Genomic DNA, 16,865 nt, shown 5'->3' with positions numbered 1-16,865 from the left:
GCAAACCCGCTTGTGTCGTCCGCAGAAGCGAGGCTCACATCGAACCCCGTGGGAGCAGGCTTGCCCGCGATTGACGGCGCAGCCGTCATGTTTTCAACGGCTCAACCTTGCGCGTCAACAGCTCCACGAATGCCTTGGCCATCGCTGACTTCTGATCCTTGCGTTGCACCAGCCACACCGCCGACACCGCCGCCGGATCAAGCAATGGCCGATAAACCACGCCATCAATCCGCATCCGCTGATAGGACGCCGGCAGCACCGACACGCCCAGCCCCGCAGCGACCAGGCCAATGATGGTCATTGCTTCGCCTGCTTCCTGGGCAAAGTGCGGGCTGAAGCCGGCGTCTCGGGCCAGGCTGAGCAACTGTGCATAGAGCCCGCTGCCATAGCTGCGCGGGAAAAACACGAACGGTTCGAGGGCCAGCGCAGACAGGAACAATCCTTCCTCACTGTCATTGACCAGCGGATGCTTGGAGCTGAGCACCGCCACCAACGGTTCGCGCATCAACTCGACGACGCTCAGGCAATCCGGCAGCCCGAGCGGTCGCATGATCCCGACTTCGATCGACTCATCCACCAAGGCATCGGCCACTTGGGTACTGCTCATTTCCCGCAGGTTCAAATGCACCGCGGGGAAACGCTGACGAAACGAAAAAATCGCTTGGGGAATCGTCGAGTTGAACGGTGCCGACGAGGTAAAGCCGATTTTCAGTTCGCCTAGCTCACCCAACTGCGCCCGGCGCGCCACATCTGCCGCCTTGTCGACCTGCGCCAGTACCAGTCGCGCCTCTTCGAGGAACAATCGACCGGCTTCGCTGAGCTCGACCCGACGATTGGTCCGCTCGAACAAGCGTGCACCGACTTCCTGCTCCAGCGCCTGAATCTGCTGACTCAAGGGTGGCTGGGAGATGCCCAGCACCTGTGCGGCGCGGCCGAAATGCAGTTCTTCGGCAACGGCGATGAAGTAGCGCAGGTGACGCAATTCCATGAAAACCTCATTAGGTCGTTAAAGCTATCAAACAGGTCGAACAATATATTGGATTGAATCATTAGCCAGCTATATGCTTTTTTCATTGCCTGACCGGCTGCGCTGCTCCGAGGTCCAACGTGAAAACTGCTGTCGCCCCACTCGCCCATGAAGTTCCACCCGCTGCACAGGACGATGTCGTCACTGCGCGGGTGGAGATTTACATCGAAAAAGGCACGCCGGCGTTCATGCGCACGGTACTGGCACTGTTCTGTGGCGGCTTTGCCACTTTCGCCCTGCTCTATTGCGTGCAGCCGATGATGCCGCTGTTGTCCAGCGAATACTCCATCAACGCGGCGCAGAGCAGCCTGATTCTGTCGATCGCTACGGGCATGCTTGCCATCGGCCTGCTGATCACCGGTCCCGTCTCCGACCGTATCGGACGCAAGCCGGTAATGGTTGCGGCGCTGTTTGCCGCCGCCCTGTGCACCATGGCCAGCGCGATGATGCCGAGCTGGCACGGCGTGTTGGTCATGCGTGCGCTGATCGGGCTGTCATTGAGCGGCTTGGCGGCGGTCGCGATGACCTATTTGAGCGAAGAGATTCACCCACAACACATCGGTCTGGCCATGGGTCTGTACATCGCCGGCAACGCCATCGGCGGGATGAGCGGTCGGCTGATTACCGGGGTGTTGATCGACTTCGTCAGCTGGCACACGGCAATGCTGGTGATCGGTGGCCTGGCGCTGATTGCCGCGGCAGTGTTCTGGAAAATCCTCCCTGAATCACGCAATTTCCGCGCCCGCTCATTGCATCCGCGCAGCCTGCTGGACGGTTTCACCATGCACTTTCGCGACGCCGGCCTGCCGTTGCTGTTTCTCGAAGCGTTCGTGCTGATGGGCGCGTTCGTCACGCTGTTCAACTACATCGGCTATCGCTTGCTGGCCGAGCCGTATCACATGGAACAAGCCTTCGTCGGCCTGCTCTCGGTGGTGTACCTGTCGGGTATCTACAGTTCGGCGAAAATCGGCTCGCTGGCTGACAAGCTCGGACGGCGCAAAGTGCTTTGGAGCACCATCGTGCTGATGCTCGGCGGCCTGGCCCTGACGATGTTTACCCCGCTGCCGCTGGTGGTTATCGGCATGCTGATTTTCACCTTCGGCTTCTTCGGCGCCCACTCGGTCGCCAGCAGTTGGATCGGCCGCCGTGCCACCAGGGCCAAAGGACAGGCGTCGTCGCTGTACCTGTTCAGCTACTACGCTGGATCGAGCATTGCTGGCACGGCGGGCGGGGTGTTCTGGCACCTGGGCGGCTGGAACGGCATCGGCCTGTTCATCGGCTCGCTGCTGGTGATTGCACTGCTCGTGGCGCTGAAACTGGCGAAGTTGCCGCCGTTGCCCGCAAGCGCTGCTATCTGAGCACCACCCGCGCCTCCAGCAATCCATCGCGCGCCTCCAGTGTCAGCGATTGCAGTGTGGAGCCGTCGCGTTCGAGGCGGTCCAGCCATGGCAACAGCGCCATGGCGTCGCCGCTGAGGGTCAGGCGTAATTGATCGTTGTCGCTGTCCATCTGATGCAATTCAAGGCCTGCCGCCGTAGCGCTGTCGCTGATGCGCCGTGACAGCGGCTGGTTGGCTGATTGCGCAACGCCAAGGGGTTGTGCCTGCTGCAATTGCGCCGCGAGTATCCATTGTTGTTGATAGCGGCGTTCGGCTGTTGCGAGTCGTTGTTGGGTTGGCTGCCAAATCAGCAGGTATGCCGGAACGCCCACCACTAAAACACCCAGTGCCAATAGCAGTCTTCGTTCGCGCAAAGAAAGCCGCTGAAACTTTGCAGCGATTGTGCTCAATCCGCTCAATCTCATGCGCCTTGCTCCACGGTCAGAGTCGCCTGCACCCGGTTGTTGTGCTCCTTGTTTGCGCTGTCGAGCCGAACCGGCAGACCTTGCTGCCGACCCCGCTCGCGCAGCAGCTCCAGTTCGGCAAAGTTGCTGGCCGTCAGCTGGATTCGCCAGCCATCGCCCTCGCGAAATTCGATGCGCCGGACTTCGACATCGCTGGCACCGATCACTTGCTCGACCAGTCTGACCAATCCTGCAATCCGCCCGCCTTGCGCCTGTGCGCCTTGGCTTTGCAGGTTTTTGAGTTGTGCCGCGAGGTCGACGATGCGGGTCTGCTCGGGGTACAACGTCTTGAACTGTTGCTCACTGCGGCTGTAGAGCTGACGACTTTGATTGTCGAGAAAACGGACACGCGTTTCACTCGCGCCCCAGTTCAGCAGTGCAAGCAGCAGCATCGCGATTACGCCGAGGCGCCAAGGCAGGCGGATACCCCGTGGGGCGAAATCGCCCTGCAACAAATTGATCGCCTGGCCCTGTTCCCGCATCAACCATTGATCACACTCGGTGTTTGCCTGACGCTCATCGCGCCATTGGATGTCCGAGGGCAAATGAGGCCTCATCAACGCCAATCCGTCATCGGTCAGTGTCAGGCGAGCGGGCAGCCCCCCACCCAGCATCCAACGGCCAAACCACCAGATGCCGAGCGCTTGATCCCGAGGCAATACGTCGGCGTCGATACACACCGAGCGCACGTCAATTCCCGCCTCTCTCAGCAGCGCAAGTACAGCGGCAAATTGCTCCCGGTCAATCAACATCAGCGGATAACGCCCCAGTGGGTCACGCACGCCAATGCTCAGGTGCAGATGCTCCAGTGCTTCGCTCAATTGCTCTTCAATGGCGAAAGCGAGGGTTTGTGCATCGGGAGCGCGTCGGGACGGCCAGGGTTCACTGCACAGCCAACTGCACAATTCCATGGGAAGCAACAGATCTACGGGTTGGCCTTTCAGTGTCTGTGCTGCGTCGCTCAGGGTCATGGGTTGTCGTTGACCGGTTGCAGACCACCTGCAGCAGGGCCACTGCGCCGAAGGTACAGCCAGGCCTTGCGGGGTCAGGTAGAGCCAGTTTTTCATTGCGCTATCTCGTTGCTGTTCGACGGCAGTAACCGCCGTTGCAGAATGTTCAATTGGCGCGTCTTGGGGTCGCGTTCGACATCGGTGGTCAAGCGCAGACGGCTCTGCCCGTGGGTGACGTGGACGGTGATTCGATACCAGCGGCTGTCGATGCCCAGGCCGTGGCTGCTCAAGCCTTTGCCTGACAACAGCGGGTCCTGGGTGAAGGCCTGAACGCTCGACCAGGGCGTCGTCGAGCGCTGGCGCAGCAATGCATCCGCTGCGGCCGCTTCGACACCGTCCAGTGTGCGCAGAAGCAGCGCCGGGGCCGTGTTGATGTTCAGCGAAGCGCCCACGGGCAACAACGCGACCCAAGGTTCCAGTCGACGCAGATGTTCACCGTCGATATCGGGCAATAGGCGCAACTGACTCAGATCTCGCAAGGCACCGACTTGCTCCAGGTGCAGCTCGGGCAGTTCCAGCAGCGCCAACAAGCGCGCCCAACGCTTGAGCGTGACCTGATCAACCTGCCCCTGAATCAACAGGGCATTAAGATTGAAGCGTCCGGCCAGATCCTCGATGGCAAAGCTGATCTGCGCGTCCTCCATGACGAAAGCCGGGATCTGATCAGGTAGACGGTCGCTGTCTTTGTGCTGTGCCATCAACAATGACAGCGCCAAGGTTTCTCCGGCCATGCCGAGCTGACGCAAATGCAGTTGATGCAGTTGTTGCCCGGTGCTTTGCAGCAACAGTCGATGGCTGCGCAGCACGCCACCGATGATCACCAGTGCCAGGCTCATGACCAGCAACACGCTGATCAGCGCCACACCGCGTTGGCGTGTCCTCACAACAGTGCACCCGGCAACAACATCACTCGACGGATCGCCTGGTATCGTCCCGTCGATACCTGCATTTCCAGGGCCAGCGGTGCCTCTGCGGTAAGCCAGTCGCCGCGCCAGCCGGTGCGAGCGTCGAACAGACGCCAACGCAAGTCGCGGACATCATCGAGCAGCTTTTGCCGCTGCACCACCGACGAGCCTTCTGCCCGGCTCTCTCGCCACAACGCGCCATTGTCGAGACGGTAAGTCAGCGCTTGCCGCTCGCTGCGCGGCAGGTCCAGCGGGTTGCGCCAATTGCCGCGCTGCCATTGCAATTGTGTCTGTTGCAATACGACTGGCTGTTGCGTGATGTGCAGCACGTCACGCTCAATCACGGCGATGGCGCGCTGCAAACTACGCAACTCACGCTCATGGGCAGTACTGCCCTGCTGCACCCGTACCACACCTTCGAACAGCGTCCAGCTGGCCAGCCCCAACACGGCGAAGATCGCCATGGCGATCACCAGTTCCAACAGGGTGAACCCGATCTGCTTATTCATCACGATCAGCGATCCAGGCAGTGACTTGATGCAGGGGCCGGTCACGATCGGCCAGGCTGACTTCAATGTCGACTGTGAGCAGGCGCGGCTCCGAGCTGTCACCAACACGCTGGCGCAGCAGCCAGTCGCGACTGGCCATGTGCACCGTGTGCTGCGACTGCCCATTGGCTGGAGCGGATTGCAGACGCAGTTCATTGAGTTGATTGTCCGCCACCCACGCCGCCAACAGCCGTTGTTCGACGACAGCCGATTGCTTGACCACGTATTGGCTCGCAGACAGCACAGCAGTCGCCAGGGTCGCAAAAACCGCCAGCGCCACCATGATCTCCAGCAGAGTGAAGCCGTCCATGCGTGAGGCCAGACAGGGCTTAACCATCAATCACCACCTCACCAATGCCATCGCTGGAAAGGCTCGACCAGATCCGGTCCCTGGCCTCGAACGTCAATGTGAACGTGCTGGTTTCATCACTGCTCAGCATCAATAGTTGAGGCGGGCCTTCGTCAGCGCCCAGGCTGACGGAATAACCATCCTGCTTCAGGCGCAACCGCAGATGATCGGGCCATCGATAAACAGCGGTCAGCGCTTCCCAACCCCGCACCTCGAGCCGCATCGCCCGGTATCCTTCGGCACTCAAGCGCACGCCGTATTCCTGCCCGTCGATGACCGCTCTTTCGCGCAATTGCCGAATGACCCCGGCGAGGGCGTCCGCTTCGCGTCGAGCCTGTTGCGCGGGGTTCATGCCGGTGGCGAAACTGACCATGCCCGCCAGCACGCCGATCAATACGATCACGATCATCAATTCCAGCAAGGTAAATCCTCGACAACGACGCGGCATCAATCAACCGCCCCAGTTGCCGATGTCGGCCGCATGCCCTTCACCGCCCACCACGCCATCGGCACCAAGGGAGTACAAATCGTAAGTGCCGTCGACCGATTGCACACCGGGATTGAGGTACTGATAGGGTGTATTCCACGGATCCACCGGCACAGATTTCAAGTAGCCATTGGGGTTCCAGTTGCGCGCTGCAGGCAGGCCGGACGGGCGTTTGCTCAAGGCTTCAAGCCCCTGTTGCGTCGAGGGATAGTTGAAATTGTCGAGGCGATACATCTCCAGGGCAGTGGCGATGGCCTGGATGTCGACTTTGGCGGCGGTGACTTTGGCCTGATCGGGACGGCTCATGAACTGCGGTACCACAATGGCCCCCAGAATGCCGATGATGACCACCACCACCATGATTTCGATGAGGGTAAAACCGCGTTGCAAAGGACTGCGACGTAAAGCGTTCATGGATCAATTCACCAATTGGTTGAGGCTGAGTATCGGAAGCAGAATCGCCAGCACGATCAGCAGCACCACGCCGCCCATCAGCACCAGCATCGCGGGCTCGAATAGACTCACCACCAGCGCGATCCGCGCGGCGAGGCTGCTTTCCTGTTGTTCGGCGGCGCGGCTGAGCATGCGGTCGAGTTCGCCGGCCCGTTCGCCACTGGCGATCATGTGCAGCATCATCGGCGGGATATCGCCGCCGATTTCCAGGCCACGGGTCAGGGTGCCGCCTTCGCGGACCGCACGGGCAACGTCGGCCATGCGCGCGCGAATGCTCAGGTTGCCGATCACAGCGGCGGCGATTTCCAGTGCGTCGACCAGGGGAACCGCGCTTTTACCGAGAATTGCCAGGGTGCTGGCGAACCGTGCGGCTTCCATTTCCCGCAGCAATTGACCGGCGATCGGCAGATTCAAGACCAACCGATGCCAACGCATCCGCCAGAGCGGCTGACGCAGACTCCAGCGCCAAAGGCCGCCCACCATCGCCAGCCCGCCGAACACTAACAGGCCATGGCTGCGCAGCCCGTTACTGACACTGATCAAGGCCCGGGTCAGCCAGGGTAAGGGTTGCCCGCTGTCGACGAAGATTTTCACCACGTCCGGCACCACGTAACCCAGCAGAAAGCCGACGATGACAACGCTGGCGAGCATCAGGATCAACGGGTACACCAGGGCCATCTGAATTTTTTGTCGCGACGCCTGGCGGGCCTGGGTGTACGCCGCCAGTTGCTCCAGCACATGCCCCAAATGGCCCGAACGTTCACCGGCCGCCACGGTGGCGCGGAACAATTCAGGGAATGCCTTGGGAAATTGCGCCAGCGCCGCGGCCAGTGCATGGCCCTCCATCACCCGGCTTCTGACGGCTGACAGCAGCCCGGCAATCCGACGTCTGGCACTTTGTTTCGCGACAGCCTCAAGGGCTTCTTCCAGAGGCAAACCCGCCTGAACCAATGTCGACAACTGCAATGTCAGCAGTGCCAGATCGGCGGCACTCAGCCGCCCAGCGCCCGGTGTGGAATTCATGCCGCCAGCAGTCCGGATCTCACTCACGTCGCGGGGCCACAGCCCGCGCGCACGTAACAGTTGCCGGGCGTGGCGAGGGCTATCGGCCTCCAGCCGCCCTTTGCAGCGACGGCCCTGAGCATCATCTGCGCGGTAATCGAATGTCGGCACGTCCTAGTCCTCCCGAGTCACGCGCAGCAACTCGTCGAGGCTGGTCTGGCCGTCGATCACCCGCTGTCGGCCATCCTGAAACAGGCTGCGCGCTCCCTTGCGCGCCTCGTCGGTCAATGCCTGCTCGCTGGCACCCTGATGAATCAGCGTCGAGATTGCCGGCGTCACGCTGATCAATTCATAGATGCCGATCCGCCCGCGATAACCGTGCTGACATTGTTCACAGCCCACGGCCCTGAACAGTTGCAACGTCGTCGCCCTGCCCAGCCCCAGTCGCTGGCAAGCCGCCGCATCAGCGCCGTACGGCGCCTTGCAATGCGGGCACAACGTTCGCAGCAACCGTTGGGCCAACACCCCCACCAGTGACGAGGCCAACAGATAGGCATCCACCCCCATGTCCACCAGACGCGTCACGGCACCGACCGCGCTGTTGGTGTGCAACGTCGACAGCACCAGATGACCAGTCAGCGAAGCCTGCACGGCAATTTCCGCCGTTTCGCGGTCGCGGATTTCACCGACCATCACCACGTCCGGGTCCTGGCGCAGAATCGCCCGCAACCCCCGGGCGAAGGTCATGTCGACTTTCGGATTGACCGGCATCTGCCCGACGCCGGGCAGGTGGTATTCGATGGGATCCTCGACCGTCAGGATGTTGCGAGTCTGGTCGTTCAGGCTGCTCAACGCAGCGTACAGGCTGGTGGTTTTGCCCGAACCGGTAGGCCCGGTCACCAGCAAAATCCCGTGGGGTTTACTCAGCAATTGCTGCAACGCCAAGAGGATGTCATCCGGCATCCCCAAACGCGACAACTCCAGGCGCCCGGCCTGTTTGTCGAGCAGGCGCAAGACTACCCGCTCACCGTGGGCTGAGGGCAACGTCGAAACCCGCACATCCACTTCATGCCCGGCCAGTCGCAGGGCTATTCGGCCATCCTGCGGCACCCGCTTTTCGGCAATATCCAGCCGCGCCATGACCTTGATCCGCGACACCAGCAGCGTCGCCAGTTCCCGCCGTGGCCGAAGCATTTCCCGCAGCTGCCCGTCGACGCGCATACGCACGCAAAGGTACTGCTCGAAGGTTTCCAGATGCACATCCGAGGCATGCTCGCGTACCGCTTCACTGAGCAACGCGTTGATCAGGCGGATGACCGGCGCATCACCCTGTTGTTCAAGCAGGTCGGCGGTTTGCGGTACCTGGTCCGCCAGACTCAGCAGGTCCAGTTCTTCGTCCAACCCTTGAGCGACTTGCTCGGCAGCGCTCTGGCCTTCGCGGTATGCCGTCGCCAGCCGAGTCGCAAATTCATCCGCAGGCAACAGCCGCATCGGAAGGTCCCGAGCACAGCGCCGACGGACTTCGGCCAACGCGGTCAGCGGTGTATCGCTGCGCAGCACAATGCGGGGCTCGCCTTCCTCCCACACCAACAGCACGCCGAAACGCCGGGCGAAACCAAAGGGCAACGACTCTGCACCCTCCATCGAGCGGCTCATGGCGCCGGTGGCGCCGACTGGCGCAGGTCGAACACCGGCGCATTGGAAACCGGCTCAAACAACTGACGCGCATCCGCTGGCAGCAGCAACGAGTTGTTTTCCCGCGCCCCTGGCTGACTCAAGTCCCGCAGTGCGTTGTAGCGTCGCTGGCTGACATCGCTGAGGTCTTCTGTACTGCGCACAATGGTCGGCCGCAAGAACACCATCAGATTGCTTTTGGTTTGCGTTTCCCGGGTCCAGCGAAACAACGCCCCCAGGTATGGAATATCGCGCAGTAGCGGCACTCCGCTTTTTTGCGTACGCACGCTGTCGCGGATCAGGCCGCCAATGACGATGATTTCACCGTCATCGGCCAGAATGGTGCTCTTGAGCGCGCGTTTGTTGGTGATCAAGTCTGAAGAGTCGATGCCTGAAACCGACGGCGCGATATCCGACACCTCTTGCTCGACCTCAAGGCGCAGGGTCGAGCCTTCGTTGATGTAGGGTTTGATCTTCAGGCTGATGCCGACGTCCTTGCGTTCGACCGTGGTGAACGGATTGTCCGCACCACTGCTGTTAGTGGCGTAGGAACCGGTTTTGAACGGTACGTTCTGGCCGACGATGATTTCCGCTTCCTGATTGTCCAGGGTCAACAGGCTCGGGGTGGACAACAGGTTGCTATGGGTATTGCTGGCCAGCGCTGAAATCAACGCGCCGAAACGATCACTGCCCAGGTGCAGCAGCGCGCCTTCCGGCGCCGATTTTTTCTCGTCGAACTTCAACCCGCCGACGATAGGAATGTCGGTTCCGGGAAAGTTGATGAAGCCTTTCGCGTCACCAGTGTTCAAGCCCCACTGCACGCCAACGGCTTCGGCAATGTCGCCGGAAATCTCGACGATGGCAGCATGGATCAGCACCTGCGCTCGCGGCTGATCCAGCTGACGCACGATGCTTTCGATGGTCCGGACCTGTGCCGGCTCGGCAATCAGTACCAGCGCATTCTGGCTCTCGTCGGCCTTGATCATGAATGTCGTACTGGGCGCAATGTCCTTGCCTGCGCCAACGGCCGGAGCGACTTTTCGGCCCTGGCCCATGCTTTCCAGAATTTCCGCCAGCTGCCTGGCATCACTGTGACGCAGACGGATCACCCTGGCGTTGTCCGGGGTCTCGGTCGCCGGGATATCCAGACCACGAGCCAGCTCGGTCAAGCGTTGGCGAACCGCCGGCGGACCAATGAGGATCAGACGGTTGGTTCGCGTGTCAGCCAACACCTGAATCGAGGTATCGGCATTACGCTTGCCCAGTGACGATTCCATCACCGACACCACGTCGCTGACCTGAGCGTGGCGCAGCTGAACCACGGCGTGCATGCTGCTCTGCCCGGAATCCAGTTGTCGCACCACGTGGGCGATTCGTTGCGCATTGGCCGCCGTGTCGGTTATCACCAACGCATTGGCGGATACCGAAGGCCCGACGTAGCCATTGACCGAGACCAGGGGCCTGACCAGGCCTGCAATGTCGTTGGCGCTGCTGGTGTTCAATTCGATGACCTGAGTGACGAATTGCGACGCCGTGGTGTTTTTTGCCGAACCGGTGCCGGCACGGGTTTTTGCTTCGGTCACGGGCGTGATCAGGATCCGGTCGCCTTCATCGATGACCGTGAAGTTATGGGCATCGAGCACCGAGTAGAACAGGCGCCGAACACCCTCACGATCGAGGGCCTGACGGGACATCACCGTGACGCGCCCGGAGACCCTGGGATCGAGCACCACGGTAGTGCCGAGAATGCTGGAAATTTCCTCGACAATGTCCCGCAGCTCGGCGTTGTTCATCGCCAACTGCCATTTTTCTTCTGCTGCCTGAAGTCCCCAGGGGAAGGCCAGGCTCAACAACAACGCAAGCAAAAGCAGCGGGCGAAAACGACGTACGCCAAGGAAAAGCTTCATGACTGTGATCACTCTGACGGCCCGGATAACGGGTGTAGATAACGCGCGGGAACAGCGGAGTCGTGCAGGTCGTCCGGCGACTCGAGTTGACGCAGAAAACGCTCGGCGGGTGGTAGCAGTGCGAGTCGCTCTTCTCGCCCCTTGTTCCACAGCACCACTTGATTCGCCTCGACACGACGCAGCACGCTGCCACCCGGCAAGCGCTCGCCTACCTGATACATGCGCGAGCCTTGAGCATCGACCAGCAACGCTCTGGACGCACCGTTGCTGACGACAAAACTGGCCTGCAAGGTCAGTGGCTCGGCACTGGCCAGCAACGTTGTGCCTTTCATCAGCCCCATGACGGTTGCCACGGCAGTGGCATCCGAAGGCGCTTGGGAGGGTGCCGACGGCGCTGCCGCAAGAACCGGCAGAGGCATGGCCAGATGTTCACGAAAACGCCACTCTTGCCACAGCAGAAATACCGCGTAGCCAATGGGCACCATCAGCAGGCAAAAACGGCCCGCTACGTTCAATGAATGCTTCACTGGCGGATCACTCGAACCTTTCGTTAGAACGATTGCCGCACAATCGCAGAGACATCCGTCGCAATATCCGGTGCCCGCGTGCCTCGTGCACGATCACCGCGCCCACGTGCAGTGCAATCAGTGCCGCAAGCACCCCACACGCCCACACATGCACCGTGGTGAACAGCGCGAGAAGGTCGGCGTCGTCCAGCGGCTGAGCAATCTGGAACAAGCCGAACACATCGATCGGGCGGTCCATCATCAGGACACCCGTGATCAAAACCAGACTTACGGTGAAATAAATCAACACGTGAGCAAGCAATACCAGCCGCTCCATGAGTGCTGAAGCCAGCACATTCATGTGCCGGAGATGCCAGGCAAAAATAAACAAACGCCAGAAGAAAACCGGAATGAACACTGTGGTCAATGAAACATTGATAAAAGCCACCCGGTGCTTGATCGGCGCCGGCACATCAATGCCGGCTGCATAGAAACCGGATGCCAAGGTCCAAACGATGACCATGGCCGATATCCAGTGCAGCAGCACACGTTGCCTGGAGTAACCCAAAACCGTCATTTTCAACTCGATGTTCAAAAAAACTTCAGGCGACCTTCACAGGCCACCTGAAGTCATGCGAAAGGATTTAGAGTTTGTTCCACGCCATGTGCCAATGCGCACCGACGCCAGGCTCAAAACCATTAGCGCTTGGGCTGAATTGCTTGCAATAACCCGACTCAGGGAAAGGTTTGCACTCAAAGACTTCCTTGGTCTTGGGTTGCAGCACTTTGGTCCCGGCGGTGTAGCCGTTGATGCCTTCCGGGAACACGAAGTCGTAGTCGACGCCTGCACCTTCACCGGACAGTTTCGTGGTCTGGGTATCCTGGCGAGTGGTCCGACCGTCGAGGGTTGTGCCGACCAGGGTCAGGGTATGAGCTCCAGGATTACTGCGAACATCAATCGCCAGCCAGGAAGCACCGCTGTCCACTTGAGCAGAAGTGGAGCCAACCGGCTTGTTGCTCGCGTCGAACAACGTCGCTTCGACGTTCATCTTGCGATTGGACATGATGCTGAAATCGACCTTGGCCAGGCCTTTGTCCAACACATACTCAGCTTGTTGCGAGGCTACCGAGAGACGAGCCGCGGTATCTTCCTCCATCTTCAATTGCACTTCGTAACGGGTCACGCCGCTTTCTTTCTGTGCGTATACGCTGTTGTTGCCTTTGACCGGTTCGATGTTGCCGCTTTCATCGCGAACGCCTGCGCGAACCAGTTTATGAGCCTTGTTGATAGCTTCTGCCAACTTGAACGACCAATTGGCGGGCGAGCCTTCATCGGCCGACTCGATGGCAATCTCGACACTGTATTCAGGGTTCTCGCCATTGGCGGAGAACGCACGTGCCTTGACCTTGTCCCCGACCAGCAACGCGGTCGAAGGCGAAATGCTGCCCACGGAAGCCCAGCCACCCGGCAGCTCGGGTTCTGCCAGGATGTTCACGTCTGCCACGTTGTAGAACGCGGCGTCGGTGTCGCCGACGGTCCAGATTGCCAAAAGGACGTGGTGACCGGATTTGTCAGCAGGGATGGTGCAGTTGTGTTTGTCACTGTTTGACGGTTTCTGATTGCCGCCGTCGATGGTGCAGAACGGCGTGCTTTCGAACGTGGCACGCTTGAGCGCTTCGTTCGGGTTCCAGCCGTTTCGGCTAATGAAATATTCGTGTTTGGTGGCTGGGTGAGCGGCCGTGTAGCGCCACTGGAAATCAATCGTGCGGTCCTTGATTTCCGTCAGTTGCCAACGGGTCGCTGATTGGGCGTCCAGGGCGGAGAAGCTCGAGTGACCGCCGCTTGCAATCTTGCCATCGACCGGCCCCTGCAAAGGCGCGCCACCGACACCAGCGGGAAAGCCCTTGAAGGTTTCACCGACACTTTGTGGCTCGTATTGCGCGCCGCCACAGTTGGTATTCACACCTTTCTGACAGGCCAGTGCACGCGACGGCGGTGTTTCCAGATAACCATGAGCAAAAGCACCTTGAGATGCCAACATTGCCGATAACAGGATCATTGAAGAAGTGCAGGCAGCAAACGCACTTCCCTTGTAAGAAGTATTTTTCATCAAATGAATTCCAGACTGCTTATCGAAATTTAAGGCGCACATTGCTGGCGCCACTGTTTGCGATGTTGCTCATCCTCTGGGATGAACAAGTGTCTGAAACCTTACTTGGATGAAGGCGTTTTCTATGTAGGGAAAGTCTCTTCTAGCCGCGGGAACAGTCTCTACGACTAATACTCTGACACGAGACGACATAGTTCTTACAAGCGGTGACCCAAAAGCAAACAGCAAAAGGTGGGCATGAAAAAGCCTGTCGGGCGCCAGGCCGGACAGGCTGTCAATTACCGCGAAAACAGTTACTCGTGATACTGCGCCGACAACTCATGCACCGCGCGCAAGAACGCGCCGGCATGTTCCGGGTCGACTTCCGGCGTGATGCCGTGACCCAGGTTGAACACGTGGCCACTGCCCTTACCGTAGCTGGCGAGGATGCGGCCCACTTCATTGCGAATCGCTTCTGGCTTGGCGTAAAGCACGGTCGGGTCCATGTTGCCTTGCAGCGCGACCTTGTCACCGACACGGGCACGGGCGTTACCGATATCGCAGGTCCAGTCCAGGCCCAGTGCATCGGCGCCCGCCTCGGCGATGCTTTCCAGCCACAGACCGCCGTTCTTGGTGAACAGGATCACTGGCACCTTGCGCCCTTCGTGCTCTCGAATCAAACCGCTGACGATTTTCTTCATGTAGGCCAGCGAGAACTCCTGGTACGCCGCTGCCGACAGGTTGCCGCCCCACGTGTCGAAAATCTGCACCGCTTGCGCACCCGCCATGATCTGGCCGTTGAGATAGCTGGTGACCGACTGTGCGAGCTTGTCCAGCAGCAGGTGCATGGCTTGCGGGTTGTCGTAGAGCATCGCTTTGGTCTTGCGGAAGTCTTTCGACGAGCCGCCTTCGACCATATAGGTGGCGAGGGTCCACGGGCTGCCGGAGAAACCGATCAGCGGAACGCGCCCGTTCAGTTCCCGGCGAATGGTGCTGACCGCATCCATCACGTAGCCCAGGTCTTTGTGTGGATCGGGGATCGGCAGGGCTTCGATGTCGGCCAGGGTGCTGACGACTTTCTTGAAGCGCGGACCTTCGCCGGTTTCGAAGTACAGGCCCTGGCCCATGGCATCAGGGATGGTCAGGATGTCGGAAAACAGGATGGCCGCGTCCAGTTGTGGATAGCGGTCCAGCGGCTGCATCGTGACTTCGCAAGCGAACGCCGGGTTCATGCACAGGCTCATGAAATCGCCGGCCTTGGCACGGCTGGCGCGGTATTCAGGCAGATAGCGACCAGCCTGACGCATCATCCACACAGGGGTGACGTCAACAGGTTGCTTGAGCAGGGCGCGCAGGAAACGGTCGTTCTTCAGGGCAGTCATGTCGGCATCCGGAAAAAAAGTGCGGGCATTTTCTCAGAGCCGGACGCAAAAGGCACGGCAAGCGCCGCACCTTTTGTCTATCGGGTCAATTTGTCGCGGGGAAACCCGTAACTCGCAACACCACAAAGCACTGTGGGAGCTGGCTCGCGAGCGATGGCATCACTTCGGTCTACGTTGAAAACCGAGGTTTCTGCATCGCTGGCAAGCCAGCTCCCACAGGTATTGCGTTGCAGTTTCGACCGGGGGTCAGACGCCCAGGTAATCCAGGATCCCTTCAGCCGCATTGCGGCCTTCGAAGATCGCCGTTACCACCAGGTCGGAACCGCGAACCATATCGCCACCGGCGAAGATTTTCGGGTTGCTGGTCTGGTGCTTGTACTGACCTTGTTCCGGCGCCACGACGCGGCCCTGGCTGTCGGTCTGGATGCTGAACTGCTCGAACCAAGGCGCCGGGCTCGGACGGAAACCGAAGGCGATGACCACGGCATCGGCCGGGATGATCTCTTCGGAGCCCGGGATCGGCTCTGGGCTGCGACGGCCACGGGCGTCCGGTTCGCCGAGACGGGTCTCGACCACCTTCACGCCTTCGACCTTGTCTTCGCCGACAATCGCGATCGGCTGGCGGTTGTAGAGGAATTTCACGCCTTCTTCCTTGGCGTTCTTCACCTCTTTGCGCGAGCCTGGCATGTTCGCTTCGTCACGACGATAAGCACAGGTCACCGACTTGGCGCCCTGGCGGATCGAGGTACGGTTGCAGTCCATCGCCGTATCGCCACCGCCAAGTACCACGACTTTCTTGCCTTTCATGTCGACGAAATCTTCCGGCGACTTTTCAAAGCCCAGGTTGCGGTTGACGTTGGCGATCAGGAAGTCCAGCGCGTCGTACACGCCCGGCAGGTCTTCCCCGGCAAAGCCGCCCTTCATGTAGGTGTAGGTGCCCATGCCCATGAATACCGCATCGTATTCTTCGAGCAGTTGCTCGATGGTCACGTCCTTGCCCACTTCGGTGTTCAGGCGGAACTCGATGCCCATGCCGGTGAAGACTTCGCGGCGATTGCTCAGCACGGTCTTTTCCAGCTTGAACTCGGGGATGCCAAAAGTCAGCAGACCGCCGATTTCCGGGTTCTTGTCGAACACCACCGGGGTCACGCCGCCACGTACCAGCACGTCCGCACAGCCCAGGCCAGCAGGGCCTGCGCCGATGATCGCGACACGCTTGCCGGTCGGCTTGACCTTGGACATGTCCGGGCGCCAGCCCATGGCGAACGCGGTGTCGGTGATGTATTTCTCGACCGAACCGATGGTCACCGCGCCGAAACCGTCGTTGAGGGTGCAGGCACCCTCGCACAGACGGTCTTGCGGGCACACCCGGCCGCAGACTTCCGGCAGGGTGTTGGTCTGGTGCGACAACTCGGCGGCCTGGAGGATGTTGCCCTCGGCCACCAATTTGAGCCAGTTGGGAATGAAGTTGTGCACCGGGCACTTCCATTCGCAATACGGGTTGCCACAACCCAGGCAGCGGTGGGCCTGATCGGCCGACTGCTGGGGTTTGAACGGTTCGTAGATTTCGACGAACTCTTTCTTGCGTTGACGCAACAGTTTCTTCTTCGGATCTTTGCGCCCGACATCGATGAACTGGAAGTCGTTATTCAGACGTTCAGCCATTGTTAAAACCTCATCAAA

Annotated in this window: 17 protein-coding genes; 1 reads left to right on the top strand and 16 read right to left on the bottom strand. The window is 60.1% G+C overall.

What is annotated here, in order from left to right; genetic code table 11:
* Window positions 1-85: 85 nt before the first annotated feature.
* Window positions 86-988, bottom strand: a complete 903-nt coding sequence (locus ASD60_RS01465) for a LysR family transcriptional regulator (protein WP_056852282.1) — start codon at window positions 986-988, stop codon at window positions 86-88.
* Window positions 989-1,107: 119 nt separating this feature from the next.
* Here ASD60_RS01465 and ASD60_RS01460 point away from each other — a divergent pair, with 119 nt between their 5' ends.
* Window positions 1,108-2,385, top strand: coding sequence for an MFS transporter (locus ASD60_RS01460; protein WP_056852281.1), 1,278 nt, complete (start codon window positions 1,108-1,110; stop codon window positions 2,383-2,385).
* On the opposite strand, the gene gspM is transcribed toward ASD60_RS01460, so the two are convergent.
* The 15 genes from gspM to ASD60_RS01385 form a co-directional block, all read right to left on the bottom strand.
* Window positions 2,378-2,830, bottom strand: coding sequence for a type II secretion system protein GspM (gspM, locus tag ASD60_RS01455; RefSeq protein ID WP_056852280.1), 453 nt, complete (start codon window positions 2,828-2,830; stop codon window positions 2,378-2,380). The two genes, ASD60_RS01460 and gspM, sit on opposite strands and share 8 nt — an antisense overlap.
* On the bottom strand, window positions 2,827-3,936 hold the full coding sequence (gspL, locus tag ASD60_RS01450; RefSeq protein ID WP_056852279.1) for a type II secretion system protein GspL: 1,110 nt from the start codon (window positions 3,934-3,936) through the stop codon (window positions 2,827-2,829). The genes gspM and gspL overlap by 4 nt, the downstream gene beginning before the upstream one ends.
* On the bottom strand, window positions 3,933-4,763 hold the full coding sequence (locus ASD60_RS01445) for a general secretion pathway protein GspK (RefSeq protein ID WP_130903913.1): 831 nt from the start codon (window positions 4,761-4,763) through the stop codon (window positions 3,933-3,935). Before ASD60_RS01445 ends, gspL begins: the two co-directional genes overlap by 4 nt.
* Window positions 4,760-5,293 (bottom strand): type II secretion system protein GspJ, encoded by a 534-nt coding sequence (locus ASD60_RS01440; RefSeq protein ID WP_056852278.1) that lies wholly within the window; start codon window positions 5,291-5,293, stop codon window positions 4,760-4,762. Before ASD60_RS01440 ends, ASD60_RS01445 begins: the two co-directional genes overlap by 4 nt.
* The gene (gene gspI / locus ASD60_RS01435; protein ID WP_056852277.1) at window positions 5,286-5,669 is read right to left on the bottom strand and encodes a type II secretion system minor pseudopilin GspI; all 384 of its coding nucleotides are present in this window, start codon (window positions 5,667-5,669) and stop codon (window positions 5,286-5,288) included. The genes ASD60_RS01440 and gspI overlap by 8 nt, the downstream gene beginning before the upstream one ends.
* Entirely contained in the window at window positions 5,662-6,129 is a 468-nt protein-coding gene (gene gspH / locus ASD60_RS01430; protein ID WP_056852276.1) for a type II secretion system minor pseudopilin GspH, read from the bottom strand. The genes gspI and gspH overlap by 8 nt, the downstream gene beginning before the upstream one ends.
* A 3-nt stretch (window positions 6,130-6,132) precedes the next feature.
* The gene (gene gspG / locus ASD60_RS01425) at window positions 6,133-6,582 is read right to left on the bottom strand and encodes a type II secretion system major pseudopilin GspG (RefSeq protein WP_056852275.1); all 450 of its coding nucleotides are present in this window, start codon (window positions 6,580-6,582) and stop codon (window positions 6,133-6,135) included.
* 3 nt (window positions 6,583-6,585) lie between these two features.
* On the bottom strand, window positions 6,586-7,794 hold the full coding sequence (gene gspF / locus ASD60_RS01420; protein WP_056852274.1) for a type II secretion system inner membrane protein GspF: 1,209 nt from the start codon (window positions 7,792-7,794) through the stop codon (window positions 6,586-6,588).
* Window positions 7,795-7,797: 3 nt separating this feature from the next.
* Window positions 7,798-9,279: a type II secretion system ATPase GspE gene (gene gspE / locus ASD60_RS01415; RefSeq protein WP_056852273.1), complete on the bottom strand. Its 1,482-nt coding sequence runs from the start codon at window positions 9,277-9,279 to the stop codon at window positions 7,798-7,800.
* Window positions 9,276-11,204, bottom strand: coding sequence for a type II secretion system secretin GspD (gene gspD / locus ASD60_RS01410; RefSeq protein WP_056852272.1), 1,929 nt, complete (start codon window positions 11,202-11,204; stop codon window positions 9,276-9,278). The genes gspE and gspD overlap by 4 nt, the downstream gene beginning before the upstream one ends.
* An 8-nt stretch (window positions 11,205-11,212) precedes the next feature.
* Complete coding sequence (locus ASD60_RS01405; RefSeq protein ID WP_236708389.1) at window positions 11,213-11,731, bottom strand: type II secretion system protein N; 519 nt, start codon at window positions 11,729-11,731, stop codon at window positions 11,213-11,215.
* A gap of 7 nt (window positions 11,732-11,738) precedes the next feature.
* On the bottom strand, window positions 11,739-12,305 hold the full coding sequence (locus ASD60_RS01400) for a cytochrome b (protein WP_330219568.1): 567 nt from the start codon (window positions 12,303-12,305) through the stop codon (window positions 11,739-11,741).
* A gap of 49 nt (window positions 12,306-12,354) precedes the next feature.
* Entirely contained in the window at window positions 12,355-13,821 is a 1,467-nt protein-coding gene (gene gbpA / locus ASD60_RS01395) for an N-acetylglucosamine-binding protein GbpA (protein WP_056852271.1), read from the bottom strand.
* A gap of 293 nt (window positions 13,822-14,114) precedes the next feature.
* Window positions 14,115-15,182 carry a uroporphyrinogen decarboxylase gene (hemE, locus tag ASD60_RS01390; RefSeq protein WP_056852270.1) on the bottom strand — a complete coding sequence of 356 codons (1,068 nt, stop codon included), beginning with the start codon at window positions 15,180-15,182 and terminating at the stop codon, window positions 14,115-14,117.
* Window positions 15,183-15,428: 246 nt separating this feature from the next.
* On the bottom strand, window positions 15,429-16,847 hold the full coding sequence (locus ASD60_RS01385) for an FAD-dependent oxidoreductase (protein WP_056852269.1): 1,419 nt from the start codon (window positions 16,845-16,847) through the stop codon (window positions 15,429-15,431).
* Window positions 16,848-16,865: the final 18 nt, after the last annotated feature.

The sequence above is a fragment of the Pseudomonas sp. Root562 genome (genome assembly GCF_001427125.1).
GTDB lineage: Bacteria > Pseudomonadota > Gammaproteobacteria > Pseudomonadales > Pseudomonadaceae > Aquipseudomonas.
Note: the sequence above shows the minus strand (reverse complement) of the source record. Positions and strands in the feature narration are given on the sequence as shown.

Coding starts and splice junctions, on each gene's coding strand:
- ASD60_RS01465 (WP_056852282.1), bottom strand. CDS start 988: ATGGAATTGCGTCACCTGCGCTACTTCATCGCCGTTGCCGAAGAACTG.
- gspM (WP_056852280.1), bottom strand. CDS start 2,830: ATGAGATTGAGCGGATTGAGCACAATCGCTGCAAAGTTTCAGCGGCTT.
- gspL (WP_056852279.1), bottom strand. CDS start 3,936: ATGAAAAACTGGCTCTACCTGACCCCGCAAGGCCTGGCTGTACCTTCG.
- ASD60_RS01440 (WP_056852278.1), bottom strand. CDS start 5,293: ATGAATAAGCAGATCGGGTTCACCCTGTTGGAACTGGTGATCGCCATG.
- gspI (WP_056852277.1), bottom strand. CDS start 5,669: ATGGTTAAGCCCTGTCTGGCCTCACGCATGGACGGCTTCACTCTGCTG.
- gspH (WP_056852276.1), bottom strand. CDS start 6,129: ATGCCGCGTCGTTGTCGAGGATTTACCTTGCTGGAATTGATGATCGTG.
- gspG (WP_056852275.1), bottom strand. CDS start 6,582: ATGAACGCTTTACGTCGCAGTCCTTTGCAACGCGGTTTTACCCTCATC.
- gspE (WP_056852273.1), bottom strand. CDS start 9,279: ATGAGCCGCTCGATGGAGGGTGCAGAGTCGTTGCCCTTTGGTTTCGCC.
- gspD (WP_056852272.1), bottom strand. CDS start 11,204: ATGAAGCTTTTCCTTGGCGTACGTCGTTTTCGCCCGCTGCTTTTGCTT.
- gbpA (WP_056852271.1), bottom strand. CDS start 13,821: ATGAAAAATACTTCTTACAAGGGAAGTGCGTTTGCTGCCTGCACTTCT.
- hemE (WP_056852270.1), bottom strand. CDS start 15,182: ATGACTGCCCTGAAGAACGACCGTTTCCTGCGCGCCCTGCTCAAGCAA.
- ASD60_RS01385 (WP_056852269.1), bottom strand. CDS start 16,847: ATGGCTGAACGTCTGAATAACGACTTCCAGTTCATCGATGTCGGGCGC.